Below are 12,741 nucleotides of genomic sequence, written 5' to 3'. Positions count from 1 at the left end.
CCGCTTCACTCTTCCGAGTTTTGCTTCGCATCGTTGTGTGCGTCAGCAGCAGAGAAACGAGATTATGAAGTACTTCTCACTCACTGTCAACTCCCTTCGCCCTTTCGCTTCGCTTTTTCTTCTCAGCTTAAATAGTCAACTAACTGAGAACCATTGTTGATTCCAATTTCAAGCTTTAGATAAGGCGCAATGACTTCCTGATCGCCAGTCCTAAAATCATTGGATAATCATTGCATTGAGAGCCATGACAGATGCAGTAAACTATCCAACTTCTCCACGCAAGACGGAATACATGATGACTTGGGATTACCCGCAGCCTTATACACTAAAGCTGACGCCAGTAAGCAGCGACATCGATGGCCTCCAACACACAAACAACGCTGTATATGTTCAATGGTGTGAAGTGATCGGATGGGCGCATTCGGAGCAATTGGGTCTCAGTCTCAACAACTATCAAGAACTGAATCGGGCGATGGCGATACGCCATGCCGAATACGATTACTTATTACCTTCAGTCCTTGGTGACAAACTCATACTCGGCACCTGGATTGTTGCCAGCGACGGAAAGCTGAATATGGAAAGGCGTTTTCAATTAATCCGGGAAGCTGATCAGGCCATTATTATGCGCGGAAGATGGGATCTGGTTTGCATAGAAATCAGTACTGGAAAACCCAAAAGAATGCCACCGGAATTTTGCGATATTTATCTGCCTGTAATTGTGAAATAAAGCATTGCGCAGATTGATCCGCACTAACAGAAAACTTATCAAGTTCACATAAATTTACTTTTTACAAAAGTATTCTATGTAATCCTAACAGGCAATTATTAATAAAAATCACTATTCACGCTTGCTTTTGATCAAAACAAATTCTGACCGCAGTTGTTAGATTCAGTTTATAGATGCAGAAATAACAGCTGGGCGAAATAGAGATTAATTTAAATAAGTTCGCCGAGTGATATCTTCGCCATCGCAACAAAAACAACAATAAATAACAGGGCTACTGAAAACACAGATGTAAATCAGAAACAGAGAAGCAACTGAATCGGCGTACATACAGCAACAAACATTTTTTAAGGTTCTTTATGTTGATTCACACACCGACAATGTTTTTGGTGATCGTAACAACGAGTTTTACGCTGGCATTGGCAATTGCCTGGATTTCGTATCGTAAAAATAATTCACTGTTTAATCCGCTTTTCATGTGGTCGCTGGCTCTGGCTCTCCATGGTGGCGCCTATTTGCTATTCAGCTTGCGAGGCTACATCAATGATGCAGTCTCGATCATCGTCGGCAACTCATTTCTTTCCGCTGGCTTTGCCTTGTTTGGTGAAGCTATTTATCGATTTCATGATGAGCAACCAAACCGCTTAACTTTGTGGGCGCCGGTTGTATTTATCGCTATCAGCTTTAGCATATTGCTGGATAACCAACAAGCTCGCCTGGTTATCAGCGCCCTGGTCTTTACTTTACAAAGTGCAGCCTTACTGGCATTCGCCATAAAAATGCGAAATAACACGATTGGACGAGGCCAATATATTATCGAAACAGGGCTAGTCTCAGTCATTGCAGCCATGATGTTGAGAGAGATCAGTTTTCTTCTGGGATCGACCAAATTAACATCGATCGCCGAATCCAATTCTATCCAGAGTTACACATTTATAACGGTGCTGGTCAGCCTGCTCCTACTCTCGATCGGATTTGTTCTCATGACGCACGAGCGAGCAGAAAAACGCGCATTGGATAATCAGGCATTCACAAAATTCAGCAATAAAATCCTTGACCTTCTTTCGCTTAACCGACCTCTCGACGATATTTTGAATGCGATCATCAATGGCATTGAACGGCTTCATCCGGAAATGTTATGCAGCATACTGTTACTTGATAAGCGCGGCAGATTCCTTAGCCGCATCTTTGCTCCCAGCCTGCCAGAGTTTTACAACAGCGCTATCCAGGGCGTCGAAATAGGTTTGGGCGTTGGCTCTTGTGGTACGGCAGCATATACAAAGCAGCGGGTAATTGCGGAAAAAATTGCAACCCATCCTTACTGGGTCCCTTATAAAGAATTGGCACTGCAAGCAGGGCTGGCATCATGCTGGTCGCAGCCAGTGCTATCCTCTAACCAGAAAGTGCTTGGAACATTTGCTATTTATCACCGCGATGAACACGCCCCCGAGAGCAGCGATATTGAACTTATCGAAGCTGTTGCGAAACTAGCCAGTGTTGCTATCGAACGCAGTTCTTCCGTAGAGCAACTCAGAGAAAGTGAGAAACATTATCGTTTGCTGATCGAAACAGCGAACGAGGGTATTTGCGTTGTCAATGATGGGGTCTTGCGTTACGCCAATCCGAAACTCTGCGAATTGACCGGGTATGACGCAAATACACTGACAAACAAATCCATCATCGACCTCATCTATCACGAAGATCAGGCTATGGTGATAGAGAATCAGAAGAAATTACTCCTGACAACAGTCAACGATCTGAAATATGCTATCCGCATTTCGACCAGACACCGCGGCGTCCGCTGGTTTGAATTGAGCGGCGTCGCATTCGAGTGGCACGGTGACAATGCAAGCCTGAATTTTCTGACAGATATTCATGACCGCAAGCTCATGGATGAAAAAATTCAGCAGCTCGCTTATCTCGATGCATTAACTCAGCTACCTAACCGGCGCTTACTGATAGAACATCTGAAGCAAGCATTAGCACGGAATATACGCAATGCGAGTTATAGCGCACTGCTGTTTTTAGATCTGGATAATTTCAAACCATTGAACGACAAGCACGGTCACAACGTTGGCGATATGTTGCTGATTGAAGTCGCACGTCGTCTGCAATTGTGCGTGCGCCAGACCGATACCGTGGCTCGCTTTGGCGGTGACGAATTTGTCATACTGATTACCGACATGGACGCAGACGAATCAAGTGCACACACACAGGCAGAAAGTATCGCAAAAAAAATTCTTTCTACCGTGGCTGATCCTTATTTGCTACAGACTGACAACAATGGGACAACAATCACCGTCGAGCATCGATGCACAGCCAGTATCGGCGTCATCACCTTTAATAACGGCGATAGCAGCGGCGAAAAATTACTAGACCGGGCAGATGCCGCAATGTACCGGGCAAAACAGGAAGGTCGCAACACCATCCGTTTTTATCAATAAACAGTCAGCAAGTGTGCCTGATTCAGAATTGTAGTTAGAGAAACGCATCACTGCATGAGCCAGAGTTGAATAAACGTTCAGGCACAGGTCTTCTGTTGCAGACACAATAAAATTTGTGCCAATTCAGCGTGTGTGTAGCAGTCACCATATCCGCATATTTTTCTGTCTCAATTGTCTCAGCAATTGCATTAATACGCGGCAAATCAAACCCGGCAACCTCCGCTCTTTCCTCCGGAACGTGTGTCGTTTTCAGCTGATCACAGCTTACATTTATTAAGCACTTCAGCAATAACACTCATCAACTTTTCACCTCTCACCGGCTTGGATATGTAACCATCCATGCCCGCATTCAGGCATAACTCCTTATCCTCGCTCATGGCATTCGCAGTCATAGCAATAATCGGAATATGGCCGCCGCTGACACGTTCCTTGTTTCGTATATTCACGGTCGCCTCAACCCCGCCCATGACGGGCATTTGCATATCCATTAAGATCAGATCAAATTTCCGGCGTTCAAGCAATTCCAACGCAAGCGCACCGTTGCCGCAGACTTGTATCTGATGTCCAGCCTTTTCCAGAATGACGGTAGCAATGCGTTGATTTATTTCATTATCTTCAACCAACAAAATACTCAGACGACTTTGTTGCAACTTATTTTCCGCAGACATTTCGACAGAAGATAAAGTGCGCACGTCATGATCAATAAATAATTGGCCAACAGCCGCTTTCAACTCCATCATTGAAAACGGCTTATTCAGATAAGCTAAATTCATTGACTGGCAAAGATCAATATCCTGAGGCGTCAATGCAGATGTCAGCAACAATATTTTTGGTGCCTTTTTCAGGTGTGCCGTATTACCAACCTCGTTGCATGCCTCGATCAGCTGAAAACTGTTCTTATCGGGCATGTGTGCATCCAGCACCAGTAAATCAATTTCTCGCCCGGCGTCAGTGAGTTTGACAAACTCATCCCAAAACACCTGACCATTGCAAGCCTGAATAACTTTCATCCCAGATTGACGCAAAGCATCTGCCATCAGATTCAAGTGGGTTTGATTATCATCCGCAACCAGTACCTGCAAATCTGGAAACAAGGTTGCGGGTGGCAGACGGCTGGCTTCGGGCGCTGATTGGAATGGCAAAGTAAAACTAAATTTACTGCCAATGCCGACTTTACTTTCAACGGATAAGGTTCCCCCCATCAGCTCGACCAAACGGGAAGAAATAGAAAGTCCCAACCCTGTTCCACCATATTTGCGGGTAATCGAATTATCCGCCTGCGAAAACAAATCAAAGATACTTCTGATTTTATCTTCAGCAATACCTATGCCGGTGTCGATAATATTGAAATACAAATCAGCCTGCCGCCGCTCGTACTGCGTATATCGCACCTGAACAGTGATCTCACCTTTCGTGGTGAATTTAATTGCATTGCCCAGGATATTGAGTAAGATTTGTTTCAGCCTGCCAGCATCGCCGATCACAAACCGGCAGATATCTGGCTGAATATCCAGAATCAGTTCAACGCCTTTTTTTTCCGCCTGCAAACCAAGCGGTTTAATCACCTCATCCAGCACCCGGAATAAATCGAAATTCAGGCTTTCGAGATCAATCTTACCTGCGTCAATTTTCGACGAATCGAGAATGTCGTTAATCAGTACCAGCAAAGAATCTGCCGATGCTTTGATCATATTCACATATTCTCTTTGCTGCGGATTTAATTCCGTCTCCAGAACCAGCTCCGTCATACCAATCACACCATTCATCGGAGTGCGGATCTCGTGCGACATTGAAGCAAGGAACAAGCTTTTGGCAACATTGGCCGCCTCAGCCAATTCCTTCGCTTTCATCAATTCTGCTTCGTGTTGCTTTTGCTCAGTAATATCCTGAACGATCCCCATCACTCTCATGGGCTGATGTTCATCCGGCTTATTCATTTTTCCGATCGCCAGTATCCATCTTTCTGCACCGTCTATCGGCCTGATGATTCTGTATTCCCGTCGGAAAGTACCGCTATTGAGCCGGACTTCGCGCATGGTCTTACGTTCATCTTCGAGGTCAGATGGATGAAGCAGCTTCAACCAGGCATCATAGGTTTTATCGGTATCGGGAGAAAGACCAAATATTTCGTCCATATTTGGCGAACTCTCGAAACGAAAAGTATTCAGATCAAAAGAGTAGCTGCCAATACGCCCGACTTCTTGCGATTGCCGTAAAATTTCTTCCCGCTCTTCCAGCTTCAACTGTGCAGTATTTTTTTCATTAAACGCACGGAATAACATAAAAAACAGCAAAGCACTGATGAGGCTGAATACACTCGCAATGATCAGGACATTTCTCTTTGTTACTTGATACGGTACCAAAATGCCAGCAACAGACTCGCCAGTGATAAAGATCATCTGATATTCAGGCAAGCGCTGGTAACCGTAGATACGCTCCACACCGTCTATCCTGGAGATAATCTGAAAATTCCCCTGAGAAGGAACCCGGTCATCTACAAAGCGACTGACGTCAATCATTATCCCTTTGCTCAGATCGATATCCGGTGAGCGAGCCAACACAAAACCATTTTCTCTCGCTACAGTAATGGTGGCGTTGGAATTAACCTTTTCTGCAAATTTGGTAAACATATCGGGACTGACAGAAATCACCAGAACACCGTTGAACTGTCCGTCTTTAAAGATAGGCCGCGTAAACTGGATCGACCATTTGCCTGAGATTTTCCCCTTCAAGGGCTTACTGATAAAAAATTTGTCTTTATCCGGGGCAAGCTGATGAACACGAAAATGTTCGCGTTCACTCAGATCAACACGCTCGGATGGCTTGGCCAGATTCGAAAACTGCATAATGCCATCTTTATCAATGACGGCGACCTGAAAAGAAATGTCGTGAATGATTTCTTGCCGGCGCTGAACCAGTTCGGCGAATTCCTTCCAATCGCCCCGCCACGCTCTGCGAAGATCCAGCAGCGCTTCATTGAGACGCTTGATATTGGAGGAAGAGTATTCCGCAAAAATCTGCGCCTCCTCGGTGTTACGTATCTTTGCCTCGTTGAACACCGATTGATAACTACGATTCATTTCGTAAAAAGCGACAACCCACACCAATACCAACATCAGACTGAATAACAAAAAAAGTTGTAGCCGCAAACGCTTTTTTGCCATTTTCATGATGAGTGATGACCGTATGATATTGAGGTAAGAGTTATTGAAATGACGTCAGAAGGCGACGCTTAATGCAGATGAAATCTGTATAACTACGCGAATCAAAAAACTAAAAGAGAACTCAAAAAAAGAATAATGAGTGTCTGATTACTGCCGCAGATTAGCATGAAATTTCTACCTGAAAATGGTGCTTAATCATTATTTACATTCCTGATGGCAACACATTCAGAATACAGATACGAGCCTAAGAATCAAGCAGCAAGCTGAGCTGGCGTGCTGCATCCAATACCGCCATCGCTTTGGCAATGATTTCGTCTGCTTTATTTCCGCCACGTCTAATATCCGTCACATCGCTCAATGCCGCCACGATAAGCCGCGCGCTCAGACACAGGCGCAAGGCACTGACAGGAATCTGTTGGCAAACACCACAAGTCACAGGCTGCCCCACTTGCATACGTTTTTCATTTTGCAAGCGGCGGTACACCAACATCGTCTGGTCGCGACTCAGTGGCTCGCCGGAAGCGTGATGCAGTACAAACGGAAAAATCGTCGGCCATTGATCCCAGCCTGGCGTCGTCGCCAACACTTGTCTATCGGGCACAGAAACCGGTAACAACGTAAGGCCAGAATGCGCATCAAAATACGTCAATACCGCACGCCGGAACGCTTGCACAAACTGATTGATTGCGTCGTCAGACAAGCTGCGAAATGCCCGTAATTCCGCCATCGCCGCCACCCAGCGCACCAGTAATCCGACATTCGCCTTCTTCTGCAAACCGTCCATTCCAGTCCAGGATGCAGGCCAGTCAGCGCGGCTGGAATAAGCATATAAACCTGCCGGTGCGGTTTGCTGCCTGTATCTGATTGCCGCTTCCGGCGGGAAAAATAAAGCACCGGAAAAACTGGGGCCAGAGATAAATTTTGAGCCCGTCACCGCAACTAAAAACTGCTGATCCAGATAAGCATTCAACGTGGCATTCGTCAGCCGGAACTGGCAGGCATCCACCAGCACCTCAAGCTGATCAGGAAATGTATTCCGCAACGCCAATGCACATTGCACAGACGGCCCTATCATGCCGGTCTTGGTCACATCGGCAAGCACCAGCAACACGCGCTTGTTGTGATGACACGCCTGCGTGACCAGCGCCTCGATTTCTCTGTCAATATCTTCGGCGGCGCGTGGTTTTCCATCTGCCTCGCGCAAAGCTACATTGACTAATTCAGATACGCCAACCTGCCCGACTTGCTGCCCCGGATGAACAGATGCACCCAGGGCTGCGCAATCGCTGAAATGCAAACCCTGCAACGCCGCAGGCACCGAGCTTCCGGTCTCGCCAGCCTCCACCATCACGATCATCGAAGGGCTTGAAGATGCCCCTGAAAATAGCTGCGATACGATTAAATGCAAATCGGTGCCAGAGGCTGCAAACGCCACATCCACCGCATCACCGGTCTGACACAACTGCTTTAATTCCTGACGCAGGCTCTGCATTTCCTGCTCATACAAGGAATACAGCGAAGACTGCGAGGACTGCGTTTCATCACGATACGCTTGCACTATCTTCTGATAGACGCGATTTGCCGCCGCAAAACCGCGTTGAGAAATAGTCGATGCGGTTGCCGAGCCAAATGCAAACGAGCTGTCTTGCGTACTTTGCGGCTCCACAGTACAGCCGTATTTATTTACACCGTACGTATCCAGCGTAATACGCGAATCTCCTCCATCAACCAGCAATTGCGCCAGCGATGGGATACCCGTGCCAGACGTGAACGCTGGTATCAGAGCAGATAAAATAGCGTCGTTGCTCATGCGTCTCCTGCTTACTGCGCGCTCAATGTTGAAGCGGATGTGCGCTTGACTAACAAGTCTCTGAATGCCGCAAACAATTTTTTCATCGTCGCCTGTTTATAGGGGAACATCTCCACTGGGTCCATGGCGTGCACGATCATGTCGCTATCGACTTCAAATATGAGTAGCTTGCCGTCCGGCGTTTCACCACAGTCGATGCCGACATAATCCAAGCCTAATTTGTCGTAGATTTCTTGCAGCGCCAGCGTGTGACGTGGCACAAATTCTGTATCGAAACTCGCCATAAAGCGCTGCTCTTCCGCCCGCTTTTCAGCGCTTTCCGCCATGCCGGCATTCAGATAATGAATCATCCAATGCTGCGAAATGCCCATGTGCGCAATATACGGTTTGCCATCAATCAGCATGACGCGGTATTTTCTGAACTGACCATCGGCGCTGCGATAGTCAACAAAGCGGGCGATGTAAAACTCGTCGCTCTGAATTTCCTGCAGATAGGCAGCGATTTCTGTTGGTGACACCAGCTTCTCAAGACCATGCCCCGCATGTGAATCGAGCGGTCGCACGATGATGGGAAAATCATCGCCGGGCAATAAATCGCTGATGGCTAACTCGCCTCGCCCGAGTTGTTCCAGCATCTGACGGGTAATGCGGCGTGACATCGGCATTTCAACGCCTCGCGCCGATTGCAGTTGCAGATAAGCGCGGTCACGCCCCAGATGGGCGATGCGTTCCGGCGCATTGATCACTGGCCGCGGCCATTGCGAGACGATTTCCTGCAAATCGAGCAGCAGCGTATGCTTGGCGTCGGCCTCGCCAATCGCCACAAACATCACATCATGTTCAGGTAATTGATCCAGCGCTGGGATGCCCTGCCCCACGTACAACAAATCGAGATCAATGTCCGAATCTTCAACCAGAAAATCGACTGGCGTATTCGCCATCAGATCGCCATCGGTCAGCAGCGCCAACAATTTGATTTTCGCCGGATGCGCTGCCGGCACCGAATACAAAGGCTGCTTTTTTAATGCTTCCATTTGCGTGCTCGCTGCCAATTCAGCGTGGCCGAGCAAAAGCAGCACCGTCGATAAATCCAGCATCGCATTCGCGTCATCGGGATACTGCTGCGCCCGCGCAATCAAGGCATTGGCCAAGGGTTTTAAATCTTCGCCTGCAAAAGCCCGCCGCATCAAAGGTGCGAGGCCGATATAGGTACTGTGCTGAGATTCGTGAAGAGTAGTCATATCTGAAACCAGGTTTATTGTGCGGATTGCGCCAGCAGGTCGCCCTGCGCGATGGTGGCATTGATGAGTGCATCAATATCTTCGGCTCGGGTACGATGATTCACAATCGCGGCACGTATCGCCAGTTGCCCACGAATGAATGTCGTTGATGGCGCACAGATGCCGCCCTCATGCAAAGCAACGACAATGTCTGCATTTAAGGCATCCAGATCGGCACACAAGTCGCTGCGGTAACGAAAACACACGATATTTAAATTCACCGGCGCGAGTAATTCCAGCTTAGGATGTGCCTCCACCTGTTGCTTCAGGTATTGCGCCAGTTCGCAGGTGTGCGCAATCATTTGCCCCAGACGTTCAGTGCCATACACCTGCAAAGTGAACCAGGTCTTCAGTGCGCGGAAACCGCGCGACAAATCCGGCCCGAAATCACAAGGCCAGGGCGAACCGCCAGCCAGCCCCCTCGTTTCCCGCCGCAAATAACCGACCGGTGCGGAAAAAGTCGCCAAATGCGCCTCGCGGTTTCTGACCAGAATAAAGCCAGCGTCATACGGCACCTGCATCCACTTATGAAAATCAAATGCCACCGAATCTGCGCGTTCTATACCCGCCAGCCGTGGTGCCAGTTCAGGTGATAACATCGCCAGTGCACCGAACGCGCCATCAATGTGAAACCAGATTTTTTCTTGTGCCGCGATCTCGGCAAGCGTAGTCAGATCATCAATCGCGCCGACATCCACCGAGCCAGCGGTGCCTGCGATAAAAAATGGCGTCAGCCCGGCAGCGCGATCTGCCGCAATCGCCTCGCGCAATAAAGCGGTATCCATTTCAAATTGGCTGGTCATCGGAATCATGCGCAAGGCATCTCTGCCGATGCCGGCAATATCCATCGCCTGCGCGATGCAACCATGCGCCCCCGCCGAGGTGTAGGCGACCAGACGCTGCTCATAGGAAGCCAGACCTGTTTTCCGCACCTCCGTTCCCAGCGCCACCGAACGTGCCACCAGCACCGCGATGAAATTCGCCATCGACGTGCCCGTCACAAACAAGCCACTCGCGGTTTCAGGGAAACCAAACAAGGTACTGACCCAGCGGCTGACCTGACGCTCCACGTCAATCGGAATATGATTGCGCCCGCCCAGATTCGCATTCAGCCCGGCTGCCAGCATCTCCGCCAGCGTGCCGACCGGATTGCCGCCGCCCTGCACCCAGCCCATGAAACCGGGATGACTATTTCCCACCGAGTAAGGCAGAATATCCTGCATAAACTGCTGATGCACCGCCGCTAAATCGCCCTCGCCCTGCGGCAAACCCTGCTGAAATTTCAACCGCACCTCTTCAGGAATTGGCTGCCACACAGGCCGCTCGCGAATATGCTCTGCATAATCCAGAATATCGTCCAGCATGCGATGCCCCTGGGCACGCAGCGCGCTCCAGTCGGCTGGGTCCAGCGTCGCTGAATCCAGTGTAGGTAAAGTTGGTGTTGCCATAATCCGCTCATCAATAGATTGTCGTATAGACGCATTATCTCTGAGACTCGCCGGATTTAAGCCAGAAACAAGCGATCTTTTGCGGTCTTTATTCAAATCACGGCAAATTCCCGCCGAATCCATTCGCCACACACGAGCAACTTGCGCCGCCACATCAGCCAGGCACCGACGCCAGACGCACCACGCACCACCTCAGATTGCCTATTTTTTGCCTGTCAATGAGAAAAATATACTGGGGGGAGTATTTTTAAACGCCCTTATTTTCTGTAGAGAATAAGGTGTTTTCGGCACATACTCCCCGATTTTTGCAAAAATTGACGGTTTTGGACGGGCTATTTAAGACGTAACGGACGCAGCCGATAGAAATTCCATTCCATCAAACATGCGCCAATCATCGTTGTTCAAAAAATATGCCGAGGGAGTTGTCTCTCTTATTCGAGAAGCGCGAGACGTTTGGAGCAGATCTATTTCCAGCCATTTGCCAGCACCCCATCCATAACTGCAAGATAAACATTGACGATGACATAATGCTACCGCCTAAAAAGAAATAGCCCCACTTAGGCTATGATTACTTGGGTTGAGCAGGCTGCGGCGAATTCGGTTGAGGAGGTGCAGGCTGAGTATTAGGTTTGGGAATTTGCTGCATAGTCGGGACGTTTAAGCCCTTAGTCAAATCACCGCCTTGAGGCATGATTTTAGTCATCAGGTTTGCAGGTAAACCGTCTTGAGCAAAGCCACTTTTCTTTTCCATAATAGATTTCTCCAAGTTGGACATTACAAATATTAGTGTGAATATCAAGCCAAAAATGAACGCTACACCGCTAGCCCAATTCAATTTTTTTACAATTTTATTGTAGATATTGTCTTTGTTAAGGTAGTCATGATTTTCGTCTAAAAAATATTTTTCGGCATAAGAAAGGGACAGTTCAAGCCCTTTGTAACTAAGCAAAAACGAGATGGTTGTAGCCGCGATTGAAAATGCAAAGAGTATCCAAGATTGATAGAGCAAACACGAAAAATTCGCAACTGTAATCGGTATGAAGTCTTTGAGGAAAGCAATTGAAACACCTAACGCCCAACTTGAGTATGTCAAAATTGATTTATCAAAGTTCTCAGAGCTAGATACTTGCCGCTTCTCGATCTCAGTTTTGAAGTCTTTGAACAGCTTCTGTATATCTTCCTTTCGCTTCTCTTCCTTTTGGTTTTCCTCCTCCAGCCTCTTCCGAAGCTCTTTTTCTTCGTCTGAATCACTCATTTTTTTTACCTCCGCCACTATTACCACCACCTGTTGACGGCTGCCGCTTGCCAGGAATAGGCGTCATGGTTGTTGATGGGATGCCAGCACGAGTGCGATTGCCGTTGGAGTTTCCACCTGTTGGGCTATGCGCCGGTAAATTTGTTTTCTTTTTACTCACAACATCCTCTATAGTCCGCCCATCACACCATCTTCGCTTCCACCCGATAATTCGAGTATTGCAATTGAAACGTATGCAAAGTATTCCGCAAAGTTATCAAGATGGTCAATATAAACGATGTACACATGAGATTGGAAGGCAATTTGAAGTCGCGACTTTGCGATACGAATTTTAAACAAAGAATTTAATATTTATTAAGATAAAAGAATATTTGGAAATTAAAAATTTTCCAATCCTGTTCAATATCGTCCAATTGAAGCCAGACAAAAAATGACATACTGAGCGGTCGAGAAAAAAGAAAAGCCCTTGAAAATCAAGGGCTTTTCTTTATATTCTGGCGGAGAGGGGGGGATTCGAACCCCCGATACCTGTTACAGTACGCCTGATTTCGAGTCAGGTACATTCAACCACTCTGCCACCTCTCCGGCTTTGGTTGTTCGTTATAAAACGAAGCCG

The 12,741-nt window shown here is 47.7% G+C and carries 7 protein-coding genes and 1 tRNA gene; 2 read left to right on the top strand and 6 right to left on the bottom strand.

The features are described 5' to 3' along the window. The first annotated feature begins 244 nt into the window (after positions 1-244). Together H8K38_RS16220 and H8K38_RS16215 are read left to right on the top strand one after the other, a co-directional pair. Complete coding sequence (locus H8K38_RS16220) at positions 245-727, top strand: thioesterase family protein (protein WP_255423025.1); 483 nt, start codon at positions 245-247, stop codon at positions 725-727. Between the two features lie 356 nt (positions 728-1,083). After that, a complete protein-coding gene (locus tag H8K38_RS16215) occupies positions 1,084-3,168 on the top strand; it encodes a diguanylate cyclase domain-containing protein (RefSeq protein ID WP_186885874.1) in 2,085 nt (694 codons plus the stop codon). A gap of 257 nt (positions 3,169-3,425) precedes the next feature. Here H8K38_RS16215 and H8K38_RS16210 read toward each other — a convergent pair whose 3' ends face one another. From H8K38_RS16210 to H8K38_RS16185, 6 genes are all read right to left on the bottom strand, one after another. Beyond that, the gene (locus H8K38_RS16210; RefSeq protein ID WP_186885873.1) at positions 3,426-6,338 is read right to left on the bottom strand and encodes a hybrid sensor histidine kinase/response regulator; all 2,913 of its coding nucleotides are present in this window, start codon (positions 6,336-6,338) and stop codon (positions 3,426-3,428) included. 238 nt (positions 6,339-6,576) lie between these two features. Continuing rightward, positions 6,577-8,142 (bottom strand): hypothetical protein, encoded by a 1,566-nt coding sequence (locus tag H8K38_RS16205; RefSeq protein WP_186885872.1) that lies wholly within the window; start codon positions 8,140-8,142, stop codon positions 6,577-6,579. Positions 8,143-8,153: 11 nt separating this feature from the next. Next, entirely contained in the window at positions 8,154-9,383 is a 1,230-nt protein-coding gene (locus tag H8K38_RS16200; RefSeq protein WP_186885871.1) for a RimK family alpha-L-glutamate ligase, read from the bottom strand. 14 nt (positions 9,384-9,397) lie between these two features. Further along, positions 9,398-10,870, bottom strand: a complete 1,473-nt coding sequence (locus tag H8K38_RS16195; protein WP_255423024.1) for a pyridoxal-dependent decarboxylase — start codon at positions 10,868-10,870, stop codon at positions 9,398-9,400. Between the two features lie 568 nt (positions 10,871-11,438). Further along, the gene (locus H8K38_RS16190) at positions 11,439-12,125 is read right to left on the bottom strand and encodes a hypothetical protein (RefSeq protein ID WP_186885870.1); all 687 of its coding nucleotides are present in this window, start codon (positions 12,123-12,125) and stop codon (positions 11,439-11,441) included. Between the two features lie 495 nt (positions 12,126-12,620). Continuing rightward, a tRNA-Ser gene (locus H8K38_RS16185) sits at positions 12,621-12,710 on the bottom strand. Between the last annotated feature and the right edge of the window lie 31 nt (positions 12,711-12,741).

Source organism: Undibacterium sp. FT79W (assembly GCF_014284215.1).
GTDB classification, from domain to species: domain Bacteria; phylum Pseudomonadota; class Gammaproteobacteria; order Burkholderiales; family Burkholderiaceae_D; genus Undibacterium; species Undibacterium aquatile.
The sequence above is the reverse complement of the archived record's forward strand: the minus strand, read 5'-3'. Positions and strand labels throughout refer to the sequence as shown.